Origin of the sequence: Planotetraspora kaengkrachanensis, from assembly GCF_016862895.1 — a bacterium.
Taxonomy (GTDB): Bacteria; Actinomycetota; Actinomycetes; order Streptosporangiales; family Streptosporangiaceae; genus Planotetraspora; species Planotetraspora kaengkrachanensis.
This window is the reverse complement of the sequence record NZ_BONV01000054.1, coordinates 13,730-37,910: the sequence shown is the minus strand read 5'-3', so window position 1 is coordinate 37,910 and position 24,181 is coordinate 13,730. Positions and strand designations below refer to the sequence as shown.

The following is a 24,181-nucleotide window of genomic DNA, read 5'->3' as shown; positions in this document are numbered from 1 at the left end:
ACGGCTCCCGAGCCGGGCACGTCACTCGACGTGCCCGGCTCGCACCGTTTTCTGAGGGTTGACGCTCGATCAACTTGCTGGTGACAATGTGGCCCCAGGCGCCTCTCACGTAAGCCGGTCGGCACCCCGGCGAAGGTGGGAGGACAACTCGACGTACGACGTGGTCGGCGCACGTGTTCGGTACCGGAAAGGATCGGCCCCGCGCTTGTCCCGACTCACGCGTTCTTCTCCCGCGCCGTCCGCGACCACGACCGGAACCGCGAGCCGACGGCTCCGCCGGCTGTCCCTCGTGCTTCTCACGGCTCTCCTCAGCGCCGCCGCCCTGACCACACTGTCGTCACCCGCGTCGGCCCACGGCCAGCTCGGCATGGCCAATCCGGCGAAGGACAGCACGGTCAGGGACCCGCTTGAGGCGGTCTTCCTCTATTTCACCGAGCCGCCCGCGCCCAACTCGTACTTCACGGTCACCACGCCGAGCGGCGTCAGGGTGGACCGGCAGTGGCTGACCGACGAGCCCAAGCGGCTCGACGAACCGGTTCGCGAGGACCACCTCATCGACGGCGTCTGGGAGCCGAAGCTCTACCACACCGGATATCCCGCGAAGATCCCCGTGGCGTACTGGCCCGAGCAGGGCGTCTACACCGCGAAGTACATGACGATCGCCTCGGACGGCGAGCACGTCCAGGGAGAGGTCAGGTTCACCTACAAGGGCAGGATGACGGCGGCTCCCAAGAACTGGCAGGCCCCCGCCAACCAGCCGGACGCCGCCCTGCTCGCCGCGACAGGCTCCGGGGTGGCGGCCGGGCCTCAGGCCGGGGGGACGACGTCTCCCACTCCGGCCGCGGGCTGCACTCCGCGCGGCGTGCCGGAGACCGGGTGTGACACGGGCGCTCCGTCGCCGGCCGTGGCCGCGCAGGCCGCGGCCGAGGACGACTCCGGCACCGGCGTGCTGGTCTGGCTGATCCCCGCCGTCCTCGTCGTGGCGGCCGGATTCATGGTGGTCAGAGCGGCACGGCGGCCCTCACCCGACGGCGCGTCTCCTGCCCGTCGAGTCCCCGGCCCGCCCGGAAGATCACCCTTGGCCCAGCGCACGGACGCGCCGCGAAGCGCCTCAGGCACCAAGGCGGCCAAGGCCGCCAAGCGACGTTGAACGACCTTTCACCGCCGGCACAGGGATCCCCACCCTCCTTCCCCTCGGGAGAGCAGTCATGACGCACGCCCCTGCCCGTTTCCGTTCGCTGCTCTCCGGCCTCGCGCTCGGCGCGGCCCTCCTGGGGGGCGTGTCCGCCTGCTCGGAATCGAGCGCCGACACCACACCCGCCTCCGCCACCGCGGCGGGGGTCAAGGAGATCAACGTGACGATCGCCGCGAAGAGCGTGACACCGCCCCCGGGCCGGATCGACGTGACCAAGGGCCAGACCGTGCGGATAACGGTGACCAGCGACGTGGCCGACGAGGCGCACGTGCACGGCTACGACAAGGGCGTGAGCCTGCAGCCCGGGACCCCGGCGACGATCGAGTTCGTCGCCGACCAGGACGGTCTGTTCGAGGTCGAGACGCACGAGTCGGACCTGCAGTTGTTCCAGCTCGCGGTCCGCTAGGGCGCGCGGTGCTGCTGGCTCACGGCGTAGGCGGCCGTCAGGACCTGCCGATCCCATTCTCCGCCGCCCTCGCGGGTGCGATCATCGCGCTGCTGGTGTCGTTCGCGGCCCTCGGCGTCCTGTGGACCGACCCCCGCCTGGGCGGGGCGCTCGCACGGGTCCGGCCGTGGTCCGGCCTGTTCCAGCGGGCGGTCTCCTCCGACGCCTGGGCCTGGACCTGGCGGATCGTGGGGCTCGTCGTCGCCGCGTACTTCTGCGTCGGGCTCGTGTTCGGTCCGGACGACGTGGACAATCCGACGGCCGGCGTCTTCTACGTGCTGTTCTGGGTCGGCCTCGTCCCGCTGTCGCTGCTGCTCGGGCCGGTGTGGCGCGCTCTCAACCCGCTGCGGACGCTGCACCTGCTGGCGGCCAGAGCGCTGCGGCGTGACCCAGACGCCGGGCTGCGGCCGCTGCCCGACGGGCTCGGATACTGGCCGGCGGCCGCGGGGCTGTTCGCGTTCGTCTGGCTGGAACTGGTCGCCCCGGACCGGGCCACCCTGCCGGTCATCGGGATCTGGCTGGCCGCGTACGCCGTGATCATGCTGGTGGGAGCGGTGGTCTTCGGGGCCCGGTGGTTCGACAGGGCGGACGCGTTCGAGGCCTACAGCGACCTCATCGGCAGGCTCTCCCCCGTGGTCAGGCGGGAGGACGGCCGGGTGGCGTGGCGGAACTCCCTCGACGGGATGTCCGGGCTGCGGCCGGCCCCCGGTCTGCCGGTGCTCGTCGTGGTGCTTCTCGGCTCGACGATGTACGACAGCCTCTCCGGCGCCCCGGTCTGGGTGCGGTTCGTGCAGAACAACCCGCTGCCCGCGCCCGTCGTGGGCACCGCGGGCCTGCTCGTCGTCATCGGCCTCGTGCTCGCGGCGTTCCTGGGCGCGACCACCCTGGCCGCCGGACGCGGCGCGACCGAGCCCCGCGTGATGGCGGGCGAACTCGCCCACTCGATCGTGCCGATCGCCGTCGGCTATCTGATCGCGCACTACTACACGCTCTTCCTGCTCGAAGGGCAGCGGACGATCGCGCTGCTCTCCGATCCCCTGGTCTCCGGCGCCGACTGGCTGGGCACGGCCGGCTGGACCGTCGGCGGCCTGGGCAACACCCCCGCCGGCATCGCCATGCTCCAGGTGACGGTCATCATCATCGGCCACGTGCTCGGGACTGTGCTGGCCCACGATCGTGCGCTGGCGCTGCTCCCGCGGCGCGCCGCTGTCACCGGCCAGATCCCGCTGCTGGTGTTGATGGTGCTCTACACCGTGATGGGGTTGCTGCTCCTGTTCGCCGCATGACCCGGCCGGTCATTCCGCATCGGCATCGAAGGAATGGCCGGAATGGCGATCGCGCCATTCTCGTAATCAGCCGCTCGTTTTCCATGTCATCTCACCTCAGTTTTCCCAGTGCTTTCAATGCGGTGCGGAATATTCGTCAGAAACAGCTATATGACGAAAGCCGCTGATAAGAGAGCATTGCGATCGGGAGACGGGGAGGTGCCTTGACGAGCTTCGTGAAGGCTCATGACGGACGGACACTGGCGGTCGACGAGAGGGGTGAGCCAGACGGAAGCCCGGTCTTCCTGTTACACGGCACACCAGGGAGCAGGTTGGGGCCGTTTCCGCGCGCGTCGGTGCTCTATCGGCTCGGCATCAAACTGATCAGTTACGACCGTCCCGGATACGGCCTGTCCGACCGGAGGAGGGGTCGTACCGTCGCGGACGCCGCCGCGGACGTGGAGGCCATCGCCGACGCCCTGCGCATCGACAGTTTCGCGGTGATCGGCCGCTCCGGCGGGGCTCCGCACGCGCTGGCCTGCGCCGGGCTGCTGCCGGAGCGGACGACGAGGGCGGCCGCCCTCGTCCCGCTGGCGCCCCGGGAGGCGGAAGGGCTGGACTGGTTCAACGGCATGACGCCGTCCAACGTCAGCGAATACAAGGCCGCGGAGAGCGGCCACGCCGCGATGACGGAACTGCTCTCCCCGGCGGTGGAGCGGATCCGGGCGGATCCGACCCGGCTGGTCCCGGCCTTCGACGAGGACCTACCGGAAAACGACAGGCACGTCATGGCGGATTTCGGAATCCGGTCGATGCTCGCCGACAATTTCGCCGAGGCCCTGCGAAATTCCGCGGCCGGTTGGATCGACGACGCCCTGGCGTTCAGCACCCCGTGGGGATTCGAACCGGCGGACATCTCGGTGCCGACATTCTTGTGGCACGGCGACGAGGACGTGTTCTCACCCGTCGACCACTGCCGCTGGCTCGGCGAGCAGATTCCGGGCGCCCGAGTCGTGATCCAGGAGGGCGCCGCGCATTTCGGCGCCCTCCGCGTCATGCCCGACGTGCTGTCCTGGCTGTCGGCCGCCTGACGTCAGAACGGCTGCGGCTCGAGGTCCCTGTTGGTCCGCCGCCACTCCCTGAGGTACGCCAGAGTCGGGTGGTTGTCACCCAGGATCCGGCTGTTGATGGGGAGCAGGCGGGCGCGGACGCGCTCGGCCTGGGCGGTCCGGCCGGCGGACCACAGCGTCACCGCCAGATTGGCCTCGCAGGCGAGCGTGTCGGGATGACTCTCGCCCAGTTTCGTGCGCAGATCGGCCAGCGTCCGCCGTTCCAGCGCCTCCGCCTCGTCCAGTCGCTCCTCGTCACCCAAGCAGTTGGCGAGATTGATCGCCGCCGACAACGTGAACGGGTGATCCGACCCCAGCTGGGAGTACAGCCCCTCGTACGACACCCTCGCGACGTCGCTCGCTTTGCCGGCCTCGCCGGTCCCGCGGAGGTAGATGGCCAGGTTGTTCTGGGCGATCAGCGTTCCCGGGTGGTCGACGCCCAGCGTGTCCTGGTAGATCCGGGCGATCTCGCCGGCCAGGTCCCGCGCCCCGCTCTTGTCGCCCAGAGCCGACATGCAGCAGGCGAGCTCGAGCCGCGCCGCGAGCGCGTCGGGGGTGCCCGCGTACCGCTGCGAGTACCTCTCGTCGGTGTCCTTCGCCAGGTTCCACGCCTCCTGCTGCTCGCCCGCCCTGCGGAGCGAGACGGCGAGGCTCTTGGCCGCGCGCAACGTGTCGACGAAGGACTCGCCGAGCGACTCCCGGTAGTGCTGGAGCGTGGTCCGCAGCAGGTCGACCGACTCGCGGTACCTGCCCATCTCCCGCAGGTCACGGGCCAGCTGGGCAGCGGAGAACAGGGTGTAGGGATGGTTGGGGCCGAGCACCCTCATGCGGCGCTGGCGGGTGTCGTGGTCGAGGTCGCGGGCGCTGGCCGCGTCGCCGACCAGGCGGTACCCGAGCGCGAGGTTGTTGGCCGAGGCGAGGGTCCGCGGATGGTCCTGACCGAACAGTGTCTTCCACTGCTGGTAGGTCACCTGGTCCAGTTCAAGCGCGCTCTGGTAGTCGCCGAGACCGCGCAGGTCGGCCCCCAGTCCGCCGGCGGTCATCAGCGTGTGCGGATGGCGCTCCCCGACGACCTGCAGCTGCTGCTGCCTGACCCATTCGTCGAGTTCGCGCGCCTCCTCGTACTTGCCCTGCGACCGCTTCACGTTCGCCACGTTGAACAGCAGGTGGAGCCGCTGCCTGTCGTGGATGCCGAACACGTCCTCCCAGAAGTTGGCGAGACGGTCGCCCAGCGCGAGGGCGCTGTCGAAGTCGCCGCGCTTCCAGAGGTACCGCACCCGGTCGGTGAGCAACTGCCGGGTCTCCTCCTCCGTGCACTCGGTCGCGCGGGAAGGCTGCAGGTGCTGCCAGATCAGGTCGTAGCGGATCCAGTTCTCCGGGTCGTCGACGTCGCCCTGACGCGGCCTCGCGCCCACGAGGATGCGGTGGACCTCATGACAGGCCTGGTCCTGTTCCTCCTGTGTCATCTGGCTGCGGATGACCGCCTGCACCAGCCGGTGCACCTGGATCGTGTTGTTGGCCTGGTCGGCCTTGGCCAGGGCGAACCTGCCGATCTCCTGGATCACGCGGCCGAGGACCAGCTTCTCGCGCAGGGTGTCGTCGTAAGGGAGCAGCGAATCGGTCATCTCGTCGCTGTACAGGAGCTGCATCGAGATCGGTTCCGGCGCGAAGAACGCGCACAGCTGAAGCAGCCGCACCGACGCGGGCGAGCTCTCCTGGAGCTGCCCGAGCGACAGGTTCCAGGTCACGGCGACCGGGTGGGGATAGTCGGCCGGCTGGCTCAGCGACAACACCCGGGCGGCCTCCGTCTCGAGCTGTTCGAGGAAGGTCACGGCGGGAATGCCGGTCTCCGCCAGCCACGCGGCGGCCTGCTCGACGGCGAGCGGCAGGTTCCCCAGCGCTTCGGCCACCCGGATCGCCTCGGCCGGAGCCAGCCCAGGCACCCGGCGGCTGAGGTGTTCCAGGCTCTCCTCCTGGCTGAAGACGTCCACCTCGAGGGGGGCCGCGACGGCCGACCACGCCTGGTTGCGCGAGGTGATCAGGATGTGGCCCGAGGAGCCGCCGGGGAAGAAGCCTCTCAGGTCGTCGGGATCCCCGGCGTTGTCGAATATCAGGAGCCAGCGGCCGAACGGCTCGCCCAGACGCAGGGACTCGCGCACGGCGGCGACGACTTCCGCGATGTTGTCGGCGACCGGAATGTGCAGCTGGCGGGCCAGCTCCTCGAACGCCGCGTTGATGCGTTCGCGGTCCTCCGACGAGATCCACCAGACCAGGTCGTAGTCGGCGCGGAAGCGGTGGGCGTACTCCAGCGCCACCTGGGTCTTGCCCACGCCGCCCAGGCCGTAGAGCGCCTGCGGGAGGACCACCGCCGAGCTGCCGCCGACCAACTGGTCGCGCAGTTCGTCCAGGACGGCCCCCCGGCCGGTGAAGACGGCGTTGCGGTCGGAGACGTTCCAGACCGCGGGGACGCTTCCGGGGTAGCGGGCGCCGAGCCCCGCCGTGTCCGGCGGCTGTCCCTCGTCCGGCCGTCCGAACGCCTTGAGCACCCGCTCCGCGGCCGCCTGCTCGGAGATCCTGGTGAGGTCGGAGAGCGCGCGGTCGCCGAAGGGCGAGGGGAAGTGCGATTCCGACACCCGGATCGGGATCAGCTCACCGCGGACGGAGCCTTCGGCGTTGGTGAGCCACTGCCAGACCTCGTGGCTGCGCGAGGAGCGGATGTAGGCGTCGGAGAGCACCACGACCGTGCGGGGCGCGTCGCCCGCGAAGTCCATCGCGTCCTCGGAGTCGACCTCACGCAGGGTCACCCGGTAACCGTGCCGGTCCAGCAGGGCGGCGATCCAGTCCGTCCACATCCGGTCCTTCGCCGTGTAACTGAGGTAGACGTCGGTCTGGTGTGCGGGATGGCGGCGGGTGAAGGAGTCCAGGTAACGGGTCCGGGTGGGCTCCTCGATCGGAGGGAAGGAGGTGACCTCCCCTTCGGTGATCATGCCGGTCAGCCGTTCGAAGGCGGCGAGTATCGAGCTGGGCCGGTTCGGTTCGTCGCCGAAGGTGGCCAGGATCTCCTCGAAGGCGTAGAAGGGCATGTACGGGATCTCCACCGCGCCCCAGTACTGATGGAGCTGCTCCGGGGACATCCCGCGCGGGAACTTGTCGAACCTGCGCCTGGCCAGACCACGTCCGGCGTCGCATTTCTCCTTCTCCCCCGTCTCGATGCGCATGGGGACGGGCAGGATGCGGATGTTGCGGTCGCCGTAGCGGTCATCGATGTGGCGCGCCACCGAGGAGGTTCCCTCGATGCCCTGGTCGGACAGGGTGAAGCAGGCCACGAGGACGTCGGGCATCTGGACGGTGCAGATCTCCGCGATGTCGCTCAGTCCGGTGCGGCTGTCGATCAGCACGTAGTCGTAGCAGGCCTTCATGTCCTCGCGCAGCGCGTCGAAGAACTGGCCGCCGCCCTGGCGCTCGTAGAAGGTGTCCCAGTCGAAACCCGAGACCAGGGAGGAGTAGTCACGGTTCTGCCGGCCGGCCGAGATGAAGTCGAGCGTGCCCTCACCGGGGAACTCGAATTCCAGCGAAACGGCGTGCGGCTCGACGCGCGCGTACTGCTTGTGCCACTCGCGTGAGCGGGCCTCCCGCTTCATGGCCGCCCACTGGTAGGTCGTGATGAGGTCGATGACCCCCGAGGTCGTCGCCACCAGCCCGCTGTCCAGGAACGGCCGGAAGAACTTGTGCAGGCCGGGTGACTCCAGGTCCCAGTCGACGACCAGGACCCGCTTGCCGCTGCTGGCGAGGATCCATGCCGTGTTCGCCAGCGCCATCGTGCGTCCGGTGCCGCCTTTGTACGAGTAGAAGGTGACGATCCGGCCCTCGCTCATCGCTACTCCTCTGGCCCGATCAGCCGGGGTCTGTCGACTCTCGCGCCCTCGGGTGGGTACGCGGGGGCGTGCTTGAAGTACTGCTGGGTGGCCTTGTGCAGGGCGTCGGGCAGAAGACTCCGGAACGCCTCCAGGCTCCGCACGTCGGGCTCGGCGGCCGGCTCGGCCAGCTTGTGCCCGAGCGCCTCCCTGAGGTGCCCCTTCAGCCGCGGCTCGTGCTCGACGGTCTCCTGGTCGTCGCGGTTCCACGGGACCATGACGGAGATCCACTGCCGTCCCGGCCGGTTCACCGACACCAGCGACTCCTGGCACTGCTCCTGTGTGGTGGCCCAGGGGTCGACGAGCATCACTCCCGGAGCGTGCGGGCTCTCCGCGGCGAGTTCGCCGCCGTGATCGTCGAGCGTGCCGACCTCGGGCAGGTAGCCGCGGGAACGTGCCACGTCCACCGCGCAGTCGGCGAGGGGGCGCATCCCGTTGCGGGTGCGGAACGGGTCCCACTCGTACGGTGTGCGCCCGTAGTGGTAGGCGTCCCGCCCCTCGGGCAGGTGGCGCAGGTCGGGGGCGACGACGGTGACGGTGACCGGGCGTTCCGGCGTGTGGCCGGTGAACGCGGTCGGCACGGACGTGTAGTCGCGGATCTTGCCGTACGGCATGGGCGAAGACTCGGCCACCTCGATGATCCGCTGGGCCAGGCCCATGGTCGCCTGCTGGTACTGGTTGCGGTACTTGCTGAGCTTCATGATCCCGTAGAAGCCCTCGTCCGCGTAGCGTGCGCCGAGGTCGGCGTGGTTGAACTGGATCGCCTGCGCCGCTCTCGGAAGCGTCGCCGTCCGCATGGGAGCCCAGATGGCGGGCACGATCGCCGTCGGCCCGGTGTGCCCGGGCGCGCGTTCGAGAAAGGCCGCCCATTCCTTGCCGCAATGCACACTCTCGAAGTAGCGCGGCGAGTACAGGGGAACGAAGACCCGGCAGCTCGAGAGGCGTTCGGAAAGCATCTGCGGCCAGTTGTCGCCGACGCGTAATTCCCGGTCCATATAGCCGGCCGATCCGGCCGGCACCCGGGTCAGATGCATGATGTGCTCACAGAGCACCTTGAACAGCTTTTCCACCCACTGGTTGGGGTCGCCCCCGTCCGTGATGTCGTAGGGCGGCACGTGCGCGTAGCTGAGGAAGAAGTACGGCCCCGCGGGCTGAGCCGAGGGCTGGGGAGTCGCCATCCGCCTCCTTCCGGGGATTTCACTATAGAAACACGGCCTTTGCGAGGAAAGGGCGCGATCGCGAAACCCCGGAAAAAGTGGTGGGCCCTATTGCGCGGCCGACTCCGTTCGATGCCGTTCCGCCAGGTCCGCGGCCATGGCGATGGCCGCAGAAGGAACCGGTTCCGCGAGCCAGGGCTCCACGGACCGCCGCATCCCCGCCACGAACCGCATGCCAACAGGAGTGAGCGCCTGCGTTTCGCCGAGGGATTCGATCGCGTCGGCGGTGTGCTTGCGCCACAGCGCGAACTGAACCTCAGGCCTGCCACCCTCGGCGCGACGCCGCATTCTCCAGAAGTCGGAAACGGCCAAATGGGCATACGTGCCTTGCAGGAGACCCTCGAGCGGACGGAGGTCCGGACGCCAGGGCGCGTAATAGAGGCCCGCGTGCCGCCGGTCGTACAGGTCGACCATGTCGAGGACCGCTCCGAGCTTGACGTGCTGGAACTCGTGCATCAGCAGGAGCGCGAGCGTGGCCGGGTCCTCCGGCAGGGCGATGGCGACGGCGCCGAACGCGTGCCTGGCCGCCGAGCTGACATCCCCACCGCCGACGGGAGGAGCAAGGGGGACCACAGTGGACAGGGCGGCGCGCAAACCCGCCGCGTGCTGCGGGTGGTCCGTCTCGATCAGCGACCACGCGACGGTGAACGCGCGCTGCCATGCGCCGGCTTCCGCTTCGGACAGCCGTCCCGCCGCCTGGTGACCGTGGCAGTGGCGGTGCGGATCGGTGTCCTCCAAGACGACGGTGAACCCGTCCGCCTCCAGCGTCCGCACGGGATGCCAGACGGCGTCCGGTTGCCCCGCCAGCGTGAACCGCTCGTCCTTGACGAGCAGCCGGCCGTCGGAGCCAGGCGCCGCTTCGAACGCGCCCAGCGTCGGGAGGTGGAACACCCCGTCCACGTCCTGCAGCGTGATCTCCGCGTCGGCGCCCGCCCTGACCGCGGCCGCCGCGGCGATGTTCGCGAGGTAGCCGGGGTGCCCCCCGCCGGTCAGGCACCGGGCGGCCCACTCCCTGACGTACGGGTGGTCGAGCACCACGTCGACGGCTCCGCGGTGCTCCGCGTCGAGCCGGGTCAGCAGGTCCCATCCGTCCGCCGCGCCATCCTGGCCGTGCACTCCGGCCAGAAGCCCGCGGCGCAACGTCCGCTGTCCCGCCAGAAGGTGCTTCATGTCGGCCTCGTCGCCGAACCCGGCGGCGAGGGCCTCGATCGTGTCGTACGGCAGGGCGTGCGTGGGCATGGCGGTCCTGTGCCTGACATGAGTGATGAGCTTGAGGAGGTCGGCGGAGAAGACGCTCGGATTCGCGAAGGCGGAACCCGTCCGGTAGCGGTGCGCGTACAGTCCGCCGCCGCAACTGTCGACGACCGGGCACGCCCGGCAGGTGTCGCACAGTCCGCCGAGTCCCTGCTGCCGGGCCAGGACGCCGGTGTGGGCGGCCACGGCGTCGAGATCGTCGGTGACGACGTTCAGTCCGGTCGAGGGCGCGCCGTCGAAGGCGACCTTCAGGGAGTCCGCCTGTTCGTAGGCCCCGTCGGTCTCGATGACGACGAGGTCCGAAGGTTCGAGGCCGAGCGACTCGGTGAGGCTGGACTCTCCCCGGCTGGTGCGCAGGATCGACTCGAACATGCGCACCGGCACCCTGGCGCCCTCGTCGAGCCAGACGTCGAAGATCTGGATGAGCCAGTCGGCGTACGCGGTCGGGGTCGGCCGCGGAGGCGGCACGTCCCAGGTGGCGTGCGGGAGAAGGAAGTCGATGCGCGGCGGGTCGAGCTCGGCCAGCGCACGGTAGACGGCGAGCGGGTCGTTGGCGACGTCGATCGTGCACAGCAGACCCGCGTACAGGTCGCGACGACGGCGCAGCAGCTCGACGGCCCGGATCACCCGGTCGTAGCTGCTGCGGCCGTCGGCGTAGCGGCGATGCCTGTCGTTGGCCACCCGGTCGCCGTCGAGCGAGACCCCGACCAGCACCTTGTGCTCGGCGAAGAGGTCGAGGAAGGCGTCGTCGAGGAGCACGCCGTTGGTGTGCACCCGGAGGTCGAGATCACACAGCCCGTCGAGGTGACCGCGCAGCTCGGCGATGACGCGTCCCAGCCTGGCCCGGCCGGCGAGAAGCGGCTCGCCGCCGTGGAGCACGACGTGCACCTGATCGAGGCCGTGCCGTTTGACGTGTTCCGCCATACGGCTGGCCGACCAGGTTACCGTTTCATCCGAAATGACTTTCGGACGTACCTGCCATGATTGATCGGCATGTTCGTAGACATAACAGTGATCACAGGCGAGATCACATCGGCTGTGTACTTTTAGTACGAATTGCCGGAATGGCAGGAAGGGCCCGTTCACCGGCCCCCCTAGAGGTCAGATCGACGAGTTGAAAGCCGCCACGGAGACGGACTCGACGGACACGACCTCCGGAAGGACACGTCCCAGAATACGGTCGACATCGGACGTGGGGACGAGGGACAGCGGAATGTCCCGTAGATCCGTGACATTCGAAGCCACAGTGGACTGCGTCATTGCAGTAGCGCTCATAATCCCACACCAATGCGAACGGGCATTCGAGAATGCCGCCGAGGACGGTAGACGGCTTACGCTAGCAGGAAGTCACCCCATGACGGCTGCCCCCTGGGGTTACGACTCAGAATGCTTTAGCCAGCGAACTCACCATAAACCTCTAATTAGTATTTTGGGCACAACGCCGCTCATTCGATGCTAGATCCCTGTTTCTCGCGCAGCACCGGAAAAAGACGGAACCGGCATGGCCGCCGGGTGAGGGCGATCAGACCGGATCGGCGAAATGGGGGAGGCGGGCGCCGAGCTTGGCGTCGTGGCCGGCGATCCGCTTGCCGCGGTCTCCTCGGCAAGGGTCGCGCCGAGCCGTTGACAAGGGACGACACCCAGGAAAAACTTCTCGCGATCTCGGCGGGCAAAACGATTTGCGCGACGGGAGCGACACGAAGCGCGACAAGGAGAGCCGATGCCCTTCAGGCGGCACCGCCGGATGGACCTCTTCGTCGAGCCACAGGTCGGGCAACCGTTCGAGCCACAGGTCGAACCACAGGGGGAGCCACGATGACCGAGCACGCTGCGGATGTCACCGCCGGAACGACGGCGTCCGCGCCCGAGTTCCCCGCACCCTGGCCGGACAGGGACAACCTGCGGATCACCGGGGTCCGCGCGATCGTCACCGCCCCCGAGGGGCCGCCGCTGGTCGTCGTGCGGGTGGACACGAGCGAGCCCGGCCTCTACGGGCTGGGCTGCGCGACCTTCACCCAGCGCTTCCACGCCGTGGCGGCGGCGGTCGACCTGCACGTCGGGCCGCTCCTGGTCGGCCGTCATCCGGCCGACATCGAGGACATCACGCGCACGGTGCACTTCTCGTCCTACTGGCGTGGCGGCCCGGTACTCAACAGCGCCCTGTCCGGAGTCGACCAGGCGCTGTGGGACATCGCGGGAAAGCGCGCGGGCATGCCCGTCCACGAGCTCTGGGGCGGACGGGTTCGCGCGGCGGCCGACACCTACCTGCATGCGGGCGGGGCGACCCTCGAGGAGACGATCGAGGAGGCCGCGGCGATCCTGGCGTCGGGATACCGGAACGTGCGGCTCCAGACGGGCGCCCCGGGGCTGGGTCACTACGGCGCTCCCGGCACTCCCGGCGGCTATCCGGGCTCGCCGTACCCCGACGGCTGGGACGTGCAGCGGTACCTGCGGGAAACCCCGCGGCTGTTCGAGCGTGCCCGGCGTGAGCTCGGCGAGGAGCCCGGCCTCATGCACGACGTGCACTCCCGGCTGACCCCCAAGCAGGCCGTCGCCCTGGCCAGGTCACTGGAGCCGTACCGGCTGTTCTTCCTGGAGGATCCGATCGCGCCGGAGTTCTACGACCGCCTGCCCGAGGTGCGCGCGGCGGCGCCGATGCCCATCGCGGCGGGCGAGCAGATCAGCTCGGTCACCGACGCGGCGCGGCTGGTCCGCGACGGCGGCGTCGACCTGCTGCGCCTGCACGTCTCCGCGGTGGGCGGCGCCACCCCGACGCGTAAGCTCGTCGCGCTGTGCGAGCTGATGGGCGTCGGAACGGCCTGGCACTCGCCGGCCGACGTCTCCCCTGTCGGCGCCGCCGCGAACGTGGCACTGGACGTGACGACGCCCGCCTTCCAGATCCAGGAGGGGCACGTCTACCCCGACGTCGTCCACGAGGTCTTCCCGGGAACGTTGGCCCCGGTGAACGGATACCTGTATCCGAACCAGGCGCCGGGCTGGGGAATCGATCTCGACGAGAAACTGGCGGCCGGGCATCCACCGCTCACCCATCTGCACGAGCGCTGGTCGACCCGGGTGCGGCGGCCCGACGGCGGCATCGAGGCCCCCTGACCGGGCACCCCCGACACCGTCACACTGACACCGCATACCGACGCAGCCATACCGACGCGGCGCCTGACACCGGCGGGCATGGCACGGGATGACGACGGCGTGATATTTCGTCATCCATCCGTTGTCATCCCGTTGCACACCGGTGTCAGGCGTGTTATCACTTACGTCACGCCGAGTGCGCTGCCGGGCAGGGCCGTACGGGCGGTCTTCACTCGACCCCCCAGAGGGAGACCCCGCTCATGCCCTTCCCACGATTCCGTCGTGCGCTGCCCGCGCTCCTGCTCGCCGCCTCGGCGCTGACCGTCGTCGGCGCCCCCGCGGCCCAGGCCGCGGGCGAAAACGTGAACATCTGGCTCACCACCACCTCCGACGCCGGCGGCCGTACCGTCACCCGAGGACTCCAGCAGCAGGCGCCCGTGTCGTTCGCCGCCACCAGCCCCGCGGCGGCGCAGACGATCACCGTCAACGAGAACACGACCTACCAGCAGTTCGAAGGCGGCGGCGCGTCGTTCACCGACACCGCCGCATGGCTGATGAACAGCAGCGGCGCGCTCAGCGCGAGCACCCGCGCCTCGGTCATGCAGAAGCTGTTCGACCCGGTCAACGGCATCGGCCTGAGCTTCATCCGCAACCCGATGGGGTCGTCCGACCTCGCCCGCTTCAGCTACTCCTACGACGACACCTGCTGCGACCTGAACGGGTTCTCGATCAACCACGACCTCGCCGACGTGCTGCCGCTGACCAAGCAGGCCAAGGCGCTCAACCCCGCGCTCAAGATCATGGCTTCGCCGTGGAGCGCGCCGTCCTGGATGAAGGACAACGACGCCTGGAGCCAGGGCTGGCTCGAGTCGCAGTACTACGGCCTGTACGGCCAGTACTTCGCGAAGTACATCCAGGCCTACCAGGCGCAGGGCGTGCCCATCGACTACGTGTCGGTGCAGAACGAGCCGACCTGCTGCGCCGGGTACCCGTCGATGCAGTGGAACGCCTCCGGCATCCAGTACTTCATCAAGAGCGCGCTCTGGCCGGCCTTCCGCAGCGCGGGCATCACCACCAAGACGCTCGTCAACGACTGGAACTGGGACGCCTACAACACCTGGGCCGCCCCGCTGCTCGCCGACACCGCCATCCGCAACGACCCGCTGTTCGGCGGCGTTGCCTGGCACGGATACGGCGGCGACGTGACCACCCAGACGACGGTGCACAACCAGTATCCGCAGGTCAACGCGTACATGACCGAACATTCAGGTGGCGGGTGGATCGGGAACCAGCAGACCGAGGACATGAACAACCTGATCGACTACACCCGCAACTGGGACCGCAGCTGGGTCAAGTGGAGCCTCGCCGTCGACCAGTTCCACGGGCCGCACAACGGCGGGTGCGACTCGTGCACCGGCCTGATCACCGTGCAGAACGGCGGCAGCCGCAGCGGCCAGGTCGACTACACGATCGAGTACTACACCATGGGCCACCTCACCAAGTTCGTGAAGCCCGGCGCGTACCGGATCGACTCGACCGCCAACTCCGCGGTGAAGAACGTGGCGTGGAGGAACCCCGACGGGTCCAAGGCGCTCATCGCCTACAACACGACGGGGAGCACCCAGACGGTCAAGGTCAACTGGGGCGGGCAGTCGTTCACCTACAGCCTGCCCACCAAGACCTCGGCGACCTTCACGTGGGGCACGCAGTCGGGCGGGGGCGGCGGCGGCAAGGCCATCACCGGCTACGGCGGCAAGTGCGTCGACGTGGCGGCGGCCAACTCCGCCAACGGCACCCAGGTCCAGCTCTACACCTGCAACGGCTCAACCGCACAGCAGTGGACCGTGGGGACCGACGGCACGATACGCGCCCTCGGCAAGTGCCTCGACGTCGCCGCCGCGAACAGCGCCAACGGCACAAAGGTGCAGATCTACGACTGCAACGGCTCCGCCGCCCAGAGGTGGACCGCGAACTCCGACGGCACCCTGCGCGCCCTCGGCAAGTGCCTCGACGCCACCGGCCCCAGCTCGGCAGACGGCACCCCGCTCCAGATCTGGGACTGCACAGGCGGCTCCAACCAGAAGTGGGCCGTCCAGACCTGACCCCACGAAACTCGACTGGGCCCTTGACTCGCGAGGGCCCGTCGGAGTTAACTACGGCTCAGTAATTATAAAGAAACCTTCCTAACAGTTGCCGGGGGCTGCCCACCCGGCGCCTGCCGGAAGGACGGACCCCGGGAGGTCCCCAGCCTCTTCTCCCTTTCGCCGTCGAAGCGTTGACTCCTCTCAGAAAAGAGACACCCCCCGTGAACCCCGAACGCTCCCGCCGGATCCGGCTCCGGCTGCTCCTCGGTTCCCTCGTCGCCTCCCTCCCCCTGGTCGCCACGAGCCTGACCCCCGCGATGGCGGCGACCGGCCAGATCACCGGCCTCGGCGGCAAGTGCGTCGACGTCGCCGCCGCCAGTTCCGCCAACGGCACCCAGGTCCAGCTCTACACGTGCAACGGCACCGCGGCCCAGTCATGGAACGTCGGCACGGACGGCACGATCCGCGCCCTCGGCAAGTGCCTCGACGTCGCCGCCGCCAGCAGCGCCAACGGCACAAAGGTGCAGATCTACGACTGCAACGGCTCCGCCGCCCAGAGGTGGACCGCGAACTCCGACGGCACCCTGCGCGCCCTCGGCAAGTGCCTCGACGCCACCGGCCCCAGCTCGGCAGACGGCACCCCGCTCCAGATCTGGGACTGCTTCGCCGGCTCGAACCAGCGGTGGACGCTCCCGAGCGGCGGCGGCACCAACCCGCCGCCCACCGGCGCCAAGATGCCGGGCGCGCCGTACCTCTACATGGGCTGGGGCAGCCCGCCCAGCGCGACCTCGGTGATGAGCGCCACCGGCGTCAAGTCCTTCACGATGGCGTTCATCCTGTCCGGCGGCGGGTGCAACCCGATGTGGGACGGCGCCAGGCCGCTGACCGGCGGGGTCGACGCGCAGACGATCTCCGCCATCAAGAGCGCCGGCGGCAGCGTCCAGGTGTCGTTCGGCGGCTGGTCCGGCAACAAGCTCGGCCCCAACTGCTCGTCCCCGTCGGCGTACGCCAACGCGGTCCAGCAGGTCATCAACGCGGTCGGCCCCGCCGTGGTCGACTTCGACATCGAGAACACCGACGAATTCTCGAACTACACGGTCCAGGACCGCATCCTCAACGGCCTGAAGATCGTCAAGCAGAACAACCCCAACGTCAAGCTCGCGCTGACCTTCGGCACCAGCACCACCGGGCCGACCGGCGACGGCATCCGGCTGATCAACCAGTCGAAGGCGCTCGGCGTGCCGGTCGACGCCTACACGATCATGCCGTTCGACTTCGGCGGCGGCTCGAACATGTACCAGAGCACGGTCAACGCGGCCGAGGGCCTGAAGAACCAGCTCAAGAGCACCTTCGGCTGGTCCGACGCCCAGGCGTACGGGCACATGGGCATCTCGGGCATGAACGGCCTCTCCGACCAGCAGGAGGTGACCACGCAGGCGACCTGGACCCAGATCCGGGACTACGCGAACTCCAAGGGCCTCGTCCGCCTGGCCTTCTGGTCGGTCAACCGGGACCGGCCCTGCGCGGGCGGCGGTCTGCAGGAGACCTGCAGCGGCCTCGGCGGGAGCAACTGGGACTTCTCTCGCATCACGGCCGGCTTCTGACCGGATGCGAATCGCTTCAAGGCGATTTGTGTGAGTAGTTCAGGCCCCGCCACAATCCTGGTACGGCACCCGCCGTACCAGGATTGCCTGTTTCACGAGGAGTGGCACCGTGACGGTGTTGGCGAATGTCGCAGTGGCCGTGATGGCGCTGCTCCACCTCTACATCCTGGTCCTGGAGATGTTCGGCTGGACCTCCCCGCGCGCCATGAAGGCCTTCGGCACCGACCCCGAGTTCGCGGAGAAGACCCGGGTCCTGGCGGGCAACCAGGGGCTCTACAACGGCTTCCTCGCGGCCGGCCTGGTCTGGGGCCTGATCGCCGCCGATCCTGTGGGCTTCCAGGCGAAGGTGTTCTTCCTCGTCTGCATCGCGGTGGCGGGACTCTACGGCGCCGCGACCGCCAGTCGCAGGATCCTGTTCGTCCAGACCGTCCCCGCCCTGGTCAGTCTGTTGCTGGTCCTGTTGTCCAGGTGACGGCGGAACCGGCGGCGCGCAGCGTCGGCACCCCGGCCGCGACCGCGGCGACGCACCGCCGCAGCGTGGGCAGAAAGGGCGGGCAGGCCGCCCCGATCTCCGGGTACTGCGCGTAGAGCTCGACGAGTGTGGCCGACGGGTTCGAGACCGGGTAGAGCGTGCCGGCGAAGGCGGTGGCCACCCCGACCAACTCGATCCCCTCCGGCTCCGTCAGATCGGGGTGCACCCGCGCGACCTGTGCCCCGAGGTCGGCGATCACGCCGAGCACGACCAGCTTGAACGCCCGGGCCGCCGGGACCGAGACGTTGTGCTCCAGGTTGGTCGACATGTGGCTGAGCAGGTCGCAGAACAGCGGACGCTCGGCCAGCGGGTCCGTCAGCGCGGCGAGGACGTCGTCCGGACCGGCCGCGGTCCGCAGGCGCTCGGAGACCGTCTGGCCCCACTCGCGCCAGGCCTCGGCGGCGAGTTCGAGGTAGATCTCCTCACGGGTGCCGAAGTAGCGGACCACGTTCGACTTCGCCAGGCCCACGGCGGCCGCGACGCCGCCCAGGCTGACATTGCGGACGCCGGACCTCTCGGCGAGGTCGCGCGCGGCCTCCAGGATCGCCTCACGCCGCTGTTGCTTGTGCTCCGGCCGCCTGGCCCGGACGAATTCCTGCTGTGTCATGACCCGGCAAGCATACGCTTCGTTAAAAGAACGCTGTCCTCTTGTTAAGGCAACATCGTTCTGTTAACGTCGGCGCCATCCGACGGTGGACGTCGGGATGGACGTCAGGATGGGGGGACGACCCGTGGTCGAGATACGGATGCGGGTGAACGGAGTCATGGAGTCGCTCGACCTGGAGCCGCGGGTCAGCCTGCTCGACGCGCTGCGCGAGCACCTCGGGCTGACCGGCACGAAGAAGGGATGCGACCAGGGCGCCTGCGGCGCGTGCACGGTCCTCGTCGACGGTGAGCGGATCAACTCCTGCCTGGCCCTGGCCGTCCAGTACGACGGCCGTGCGATCACCACCATCGAGGGGGTGGCAGACGGGGAGCACACGCATCCCCTGCAGTCGGCGTTCGTGCGCCACGACGGCTTCCAGTGCGGTTACTGCACCTCAGGCCAGATCTGCTCCGCCATCGGGATGCTGGCCGAACACGGAGCGGGGGCGCCGAGCGCCGTCACCGAGCACCTGTCGGCCGACACGATCGAGTTGTCCGACGCCGAGATCCGGGAGCGGATGAGCGGCAACCTGTGCCGCTGCGGCGCCTACAACGGAATCGTCGGCGCGATCAGGGAGGTCGCCTCCGGCGAGTCCGGACGCGACGTGATGGAGGCGGCGCGATGAAGGCGTTCTCCTACGTGAGCGCCGCCGACGTCCCGGCGGCGTTGCGGGCGATCTCCACCGAGCCCAACGCGAAGTTCATCGGCGGCGGCACGAACCTCGTCGACCTGATGCGCGAGGAGATCGAGCGACCCGACACGATCATCGACATCACCCGGCTCCCGCTGTCCGGCGTCGAGGAACTGCCCGGCGGCGGCGTCAGGATCGGCGCCATGGTCCGCAACAGTCACCTGGCCGCGCACCGTCTGATCAGGACGCGGTACCCGATGTTGTCCCAGGCCGTCCTCACGGGGGCCTCGGCCCAGTTGCGCAACATGGCGACGGTGGGCGGGAACCTGCTCCAGCGCACCCGCTGCCTCTACTTCTACGACGGCGCCGCCGCGTGCAGCAAGAGAGAGCCCGGCCGGGGGTGCGACGCGATCGGCGGGTTCACCAGGGGCCACGCCATCCTGGGCGCGAGCGAGGCCTGCGTGGCGACCCACCCCTCGGACATGTGCGTGGCGCTGGCCGCGCTCGACGCGACCGTCGTGGCCGAGAGCGTCCGAGGCGTCCGCCGCATCCCCATGACCGAGTTCCACGTGCTGCCCGGTGACACGCCGGACGTCGAGACCACGCTGGCCGCCGACGAGCTCGTCACCGCGGTCGAGCTTCCGGAGATCCCCGTCGCCGCGACCTCGGCCTACCGCAAGGTCCGCGACCGCGCGTCGTACGCGTTCGCGCTGGTGTCCGTCGCCGCGGCGCTCGAGACGACGGACGGCGCGATCTCCGCCGTACGGCTGGCCCTGGGCGGCGTCGCCGCGAAGCCGTGGCGGGCCCACCAGGCCGAACGGGTCCTGCTCGGCGCGCCGGCCACCGATGAGACGTTCGAGCGGGCGGCGGACGCCGAGCTCGCGCCCGCGGTCGCGCAGTCACAGAACGCGTTCAAGATCGAGCTGGCCCGTCGCGTGATCGTGGCGACCCTGCGCCGGCTGCACACCGAGGGGAGCGCGGCATGACCCAGGCACCCGTGCACAGCCGTCCGGCGCCGGCGACGGCGGAACGCAGCGTAGGCAAGCCGATCGACCGCGTCGACGGCAGGGTCAAGACGACCGGGGCCGCGCGCTACTCGGCCGAATATCCCTATCCCGACATCGCCCATGCCGCGCTGGTGCACGCCACCGTCAGCCGCGGGCGCATCGCCGGGATCGACGCCGCGGCCGCCTCGGCCGTGCCCGGCGTGCTCGCCGTCATCACGCATCTGAACGCGCCGGCGATGAAGCCTCCGCCCCCGGTCAGCATGATGAACCTGAGCACGCTCGCGTCCGGGACGACGGTCAACTACCTCAACACCGACGAGGTGCACTGGGACGGCCAGCCGGTGGCGGTCGTCGTCGCGGAGACCCTGGAGGCGGCCCGGCAGGGCGCGTCGCTGGTGCGGGTCACGTACGAGACGCTGCCGGCGACCTTCGACTTCGCCGCCGAGGAGAAGAACGCCAAGCCCCAGAAGAGCGATCTCGTGCAGTCCGGCGGGGCCACGAAGGGCGACGCGGAGGCCGCGCTCGCGGCGGCGCCCGTCGCCGTGGACCTCCGGTTCACCACGCCTCCGCACAACCACAACGCCATCGAACCCCACGCGACGACGGCCGCGTGGGACGGCGACCGGGTCACGGTCCACGACGGCGCGCAGAACATGTACTGGGTGCGCGACAACCTGGCCATGAAGTTCGGCATCCCGGCCGCGAACGTGCGGGTGATCTCGCCCTACGTCGGCGGCGCCTTCGGCGGCAAGACCATGGTCTGGGCCGGGACGATCCTCACGGTGCTGGCGGCACGGGTCACGGGCCGGCCGGTGCGCCTGATGCTCACGCGCGAGGGGGTCTACCGCACGGTCGGCGGGCGCACGCCCTCGACGCAGCGGGTGGCCTTGGGAGCCGAGGCCGACGGCAGGCTCACCGCGCTCGTCCACACCAGCGTGACGCGGCTCGGCCGGGTCGGCGGCGGACCCGAGCAGGTGACCTCCCAGTCGCGGCACCTCTACGACGCCGAGAACATCCTGGTCCAGCAGAACCTCGTCAAGCTCGACCTGCTTCCGAACACGGTGATGCGCGCCCCCGGCGAGTCGATCGGCACGTTCGCGCTGGAGTCGGCGATCGACGAACTCGCAAGCGAACTCGGCATGGACCCGATCGCGCTGCGGATGCGCAACGAGCCGGAGCGCAACCCGATCGACGGCAAGCGCTTCGCCCACCGCATGTTGCGCGAGGCCTACGCGCGGGGAGCGGAGCGGTTCGGCTGGTCGGAGCGGACGCCTGAGCCCCGCTCGATGCGCGACGGCAGGTGGCTCGTCGGCATGGGCGTCGCCTCGGCCTACCACCCGTCGTGGCAGTTCGCCGCCAACGTCACGGTACGGCTGTCGCCCGACGGGACGGTCGTGGTGCGCTGCGGCTTCCACGAGATGGGCATGGGCGGCGCGACCGCGCAGGCGCAGATCGCCGCGGACGCGCTCGGCGTGCCGTTCGAGGCCGTCAGGATGGAGTACGGCGACACCGCGCTGCCCACCGGCCCGGGAGCCGGCGGGTCCGGCCAGACCGCGAGCATCGCGGCGAGCCTGCTGAGCGCGTGCGAGAAGCTGAAGCGCTCGGTCCTCGCCCTCGCCAGACGGTCGGGGGACTCGCCCCTGCGGGGACAGCGGATGACCGGCGTCGAGGCCAGGGACGGCGGGCTCTACCGCACGGGCGGTGCGGGGCTCGGGGAGTCGTACGCGAAGATCCTGACCAGGGCCGGCCGCGACTCGATGGAGGCCAGGGTCGGCTCCGACACCCGCGTCGGCGCGATCGCCGGCCAGGTCCGGTTCATGTCGAAGCTGATGCTCGACCGGCGCCGCTGGGTGAAGGCGGCGTCCGGTGCCCAGTTCTGCGAGGTGCGCGTCGACCCGGACACCGGCGAGGTACGGGTGTCCCGCTGGGTCGGCGTGTTCGACGTGGGCACGGTGATCAACGCGAAGACGACGGCGAGCCAGCTGCGGGGCGGGATCGTGATGGGCATCGGCATGGCGTTGTCCGAGGAGACGCTCGTCGACCCGAGGAACGGCCGGATCATGAACCCGAGCCTCGCCGAGTATCACGTGCCCGTGCACGCGGACATCCCCGCGATCGACGTCTCCTGGCTGGACGAACCCGACCCGACCATGCCTCTCGGGCTGATCGGTGTGGGCGAGGTGAGCATCACCGGAGCCGCCGCGGCGATCGCCAACGCCGTTCATCACGCGACCGGCAGGCGCGTGCGCGACCTTCCCATCACATTGGACCGGCTGCTGTGATCGACGGATCAGTTCCTCGCCGGAGCCGATCCGTCGAGGGGGACGCGGAGGATGAAGCGGGCGCCGCCGCCGGGTGAGTCCTCCACCGACAACGTGCCGTGATGAGCGCGGGCGATCTCCTGGGCGATGGCCAGGCCGAGGCCCGTGCCTCCATGGGCGCGGCTGCGGGCGGTGTCCAGACGGGTGAACCGCCGGAAGACCCGCTCCCTGTCGGCCACGGGGATGCCCTCCCCGTCGTCGCTGACGATCAGCTCCGCTCCGTCGCCGGTTCTGCGGACGTCGACGGAGACGGCGCCCTTGGCATGCCGTTGCGCGTTGTCCAGCAGGTTGGCCAGCGCCCGGCGCATCTGACCAGGGACGACGCCGACCATGGTGCCGGACTCCAGGCTGAGGCGGGTCGGGTGCCGGCCTGCCCGGGTGGACACCTCTCCCTCGACCAGTTCGGCCAAGTCGAGCGAGACCCGGCTCTCGGGCACGTCGGAGCCCAGGCGGGCCAGGAGCAGCAGGTCGGCGGCGATCGCCTCCAGGCGGTCGACGTCTCCCAGCGCGTGGTCGAGCGTCGTGTGGAGATCGGTGGCGTCGAAGTGGAGCACGGCGTCCTCCAGTTGCGTGCGCAGGCCCGCGATCGGGGTGCGCAGCTCATGGGAGGCGTCGGAGGCGAACTGGCGCTGCTGTTCGAGCATCTGCTCCAGCCCGCGCTGGGCGTGGTCGAGCCGGCCGAGGGTGTTGTTGATCGTTTTGGCCAGCCGCGCGATCTCGTCCTCGCCGGCCGGTTCGGGAACGCGGCTGCTCAGGTCGTTGACGTTGATCGCGGCGAGCTCCGCCCGTATCACTCCCACGGGACGCAACGTCCGGCCGGTGATCTTCCAGGTCGCCCAGGCGGTGAGGAAGATCAGGCCCGCGACCTGGATCGCGAACAGCGTGTCGAAGATCCCCGTGGACATCGGGCTGGACACCCGTTCGCCCACATAGACGACATAAGGGCCCGGCGTGGTCGCCACCGGGGTCGCGGACGCCTTGGCGGGCCTCGCGGACGAGGTCACCGGCGTCACGGATGGGGACACGGACGGGGACGCGGAACCTCCGGGCGAGCCGGTCGTGGGGCTGCTCATCGGAGGTCCCGAGACGAGCACCGCCTCCAACCGGACGCAGCCGACGTGCGGGAGCCCGCAGGTCTGCACGTCCAGCCGGGGTTCCTGCCTGGTCGGCCACGCGTCGGTCAGCGGCGCGAGCGCCTTGGCGGCGGCGGACGAAGCCACGACATGGCGGTCAGAGGCCACGACCTGGATGAGGTCGGCTCCCGTGACACGGGGAGTGATCGGATTCGTCAGGCGTCCGGCGCGGATGTCCGCCGCCGTGATGACCGCCTGCGCGTGCGCGTGCTCCCACTCCATGTCGGTCAGCCGTTGCCGCGCCACCGCGGCCGCCGCCACTCCTCCGGGCACCAGCAACAGCACCGCGAAGAAGGTGATCAGGGCGGTCACTCGCCCCCTGATCGACCGCGGTCGCAGCCGCAGGTGTCGTAGCGGCGGAGGCATAAGGTGCCGGCACACCTCCTCACGGGTCTCGCTCAGGATTCTGGTTTCGGGGGTCGGTACGTTCGGGTCGCGCTCCCGGGAGTCAGGAGCCGTCGTGCCCGCAGGGGTGAGGGATCTGGCGGAGGGCTTCGCGGCGGAACCGGTACTCGTCGTCGTCGATCTCGCCGTCGACGAACCTCCTGAACAGCATGTCCTCCTCCCGAGAGGCCGACCCGCGTCCGGAGACGGGGACCCTGGTGCGGAGAACGGCGCCCACGCCACCGATGATCGCTACCCAGAACAGGACGCTGACGATGAGAAACAATGCTTCCTGCTCGCTGATCGCTATGCCATACAGAGACATCAGCTTGCTGCTCTCCCTTCTCGGT

17 protein-coding genes are annotated in these 24,181 nt (G+C 69.6%); 11 read left to right on the top strand and 6 right to left on the bottom strand.

The features are described from left to right. The first annotated feature begins 205 nt into the window (after window positions 1–205). The 4 genes from Pka01_RS38055 (at window position 206) to Pka01_RS38040 (ending at window position 3,996) form a co-directional block, all read left to right on the top strand. A complete protein-coding gene (locus Pka01_RS38055; RefSeq protein ID WP_203887862.1) occupies window positions 206–1,150 on the top strand; it encodes a copper resistance CopC family protein in 945 nt (314 codons plus the stop codon). 58 nt (window positions 1,151–1,208) lie between these two features. Further along, a complete protein-coding gene (locus Pka01_RS38050) occupies window positions 1,209–1,601 on the top strand; it encodes a cupredoxin domain-containing protein (protein ID WP_203887861.1) in 393 nt (130 codons plus the stop codon). Between the two features lie 8 nt (window positions 1,602–1,609). Beyond that, complete coding sequence (locus Pka01_RS38045) at window positions 1,610–2,926, top strand: hypothetical protein (protein ID WP_203887860.1); 1,317 nt, start codon at window positions 1,610–1,612, stop codon at window positions 2,924–2,926. 215 nt (window positions 2,927–3,141) lie between these two features. Then, entirely contained in the window at window positions 3,142–3,996 is an 855-nt protein-coding gene (locus Pka01_RS38040) for an alpha/beta fold hydrolase (protein WP_275414541.1), read from the top strand. 2 nt (window positions 3,997–3,998) lie between these two features. Here Pka01_RS38040 and fxsT read toward each other — a convergent pair whose 3' ends face one another. From fxsT to Pka01_RS38025, 3 genes are all read right to left on the bottom strand, one after another. Further along, window positions 3,999–7,889, bottom strand: a complete 3,891-nt coding sequence (gene fxsT, locus Pka01_RS38035) for an FxSxx-COOH system tetratricopeptide repeat protein (protein ID WP_203887858.1) — start codon at window positions 7,887–7,889, stop codon at window positions 3,999–4,001. 2 nt (window positions 7,890–7,891) lie between these two features. Further along, on the bottom strand, window positions 7,892–9,106 hold the full coding sequence (locus Pka01_RS38030; RefSeq protein ID WP_203887857.1) for a TIR-like protein FxsC: 1,215 nt from the start codon (window positions 9,104–9,106) through the stop codon (window positions 7,892–7,894). A gap of 87 nt (window positions 9,107–9,193) precedes the next feature. Further along, on the bottom strand, window positions 9,194–11,485 hold the full coding sequence (locus tag Pka01_RS38025; protein ID WP_203887856.1) for an FxsB family cyclophane-forming radical SAM/SPASM peptide maturase: 2,292 nt from the start codon (window positions 11,483–11,485) through the stop codon (window positions 9,194–9,196). A gap of 729 nt (window positions 11,486–12,214) precedes the next feature. On the opposite strand from Pka01_RS38025, the gene Pka01_RS38020 reads away from it, so the two are divergent. From Pka01_RS38020 to Pka01_RS38005, 4 genes are all read left to right on the top strand, one after another. Further along, window positions 12,215–13,510, top strand: a complete 1,296-nt coding sequence (locus tag Pka01_RS38020) for an enolase C-terminal domain-like protein (RefSeq protein ID WP_203887855.1) — start codon at window positions 12,215–12,217, stop codon at window positions 13,508–13,510. A 239-nt stretch (window positions 13,511–13,749) separates the two neighbouring features. Beyond that, on the top strand, window positions 13,750–15,591 hold the full coding sequence (locus Pka01_RS38015) for a ricin-type beta-trefoil lectin domain protein (protein WP_203887854.1): 1,842 nt from the start codon (window positions 13,750–13,752) through the stop codon (window positions 15,589–15,591). A gap of 203 nt (window positions 15,592–15,794) precedes the next feature. Further along, a complete protein-coding gene (locus Pka01_RS38010) occupies window positions 15,795–17,177 on the top strand; it encodes a chitinase (protein ID WP_239116132.1) in 1,383 nt (460 codons plus the stop codon). 109 nt (window positions 17,178–17,286) lie between these two features. Next, window positions 17,287–17,649: a DUF1304 domain-containing protein gene (locus Pka01_RS38005; protein WP_203887853.1), complete on the top strand. Its 363-nt coding sequence runs from the start codon at window positions 17,287–17,289 to the stop codon at window positions 17,647–17,649. On the opposite strand, the gene Pka01_RS38000 is transcribed toward Pka01_RS38005, so the two are convergent. Beyond that, a complete protein-coding gene (locus Pka01_RS38000) occupies window positions 17,618–18,316 on the bottom strand; it encodes a TetR/AcrR family transcriptional regulator (protein WP_203887852.1) in 699 nt (232 codons plus the stop codon). The genes Pka01_RS38005 and Pka01_RS38000 overlap by 32 nt on opposite strands. A gap of 109 nt (window positions 18,317–18,425) precedes the next feature. Between Pka01_RS38000 and Pka01_RS37995 the strand changes: the two genes are divergently transcribed. Genes Pka01_RS37995 through Pka01_RS37985 form a run of 3 tightly spaced genes read left to right on the top strand, consistent with a single transcriptional unit; the run spans window position 18,426 to window position 22,275 of the window. Then, window positions 18,426–18,980 (top strand): 2Fe-2S iron-sulfur cluster-binding protein, encoded by a 555-nt coding sequence (locus Pka01_RS37995; RefSeq protein ID WP_373318242.1) that lies wholly within the window; start codon window positions 18,426–18,428, stop codon window positions 18,978–18,980. Further along, the gene (locus tag Pka01_RS37990) at window positions 18,977–19,972 is read left to right on the top strand and encodes an FAD binding domain-containing protein (RefSeq protein WP_203887851.1); all 996 of its coding nucleotides are present in this window, start codon (window positions 18,977–18,979) and stop codon (window positions 19,970–19,972) included. Before Pka01_RS37995 ends, Pka01_RS37990 begins: the two co-directional genes overlap by 4 nt. Further along, entirely contained in the window at window positions 19,969–22,275 is a 2,307-nt protein-coding gene (locus Pka01_RS37985) for a xanthine dehydrogenase family protein molybdopterin-binding subunit (protein WP_203887850.1), read from the top strand. The genes Pka01_RS37990 and Pka01_RS37985 overlap by 4 nt, the downstream gene beginning before the upstream one ends. An 8-nt stretch (window positions 22,276–22,283) precedes the next feature. Here Pka01_RS37985 and Pka01_RS37980 read toward each other — a convergent pair whose 3' ends face one another. Further along, window positions 22,284–23,759, bottom strand: coding sequence for a sensor histidine kinase (locus tag Pka01_RS37980; protein ID WP_239116129.1), 1,476 nt, complete (start codon window positions 23,757–23,759; stop codon window positions 22,284–22,286). A gap of 136 nt (window positions 23,760–23,895) precedes the next feature. Continuing rightward, window positions 23,896–24,156: an SHOCT domain-containing protein gene (locus tag Pka01_RS37975; RefSeq protein WP_203887849.1), complete on the bottom strand. Its 261-nt coding sequence runs from the start codon at window positions 24,154–24,156 to the stop codon at window positions 23,896–23,898. Window positions 24,157–24,181: the final 25 nt, after the last annotated feature.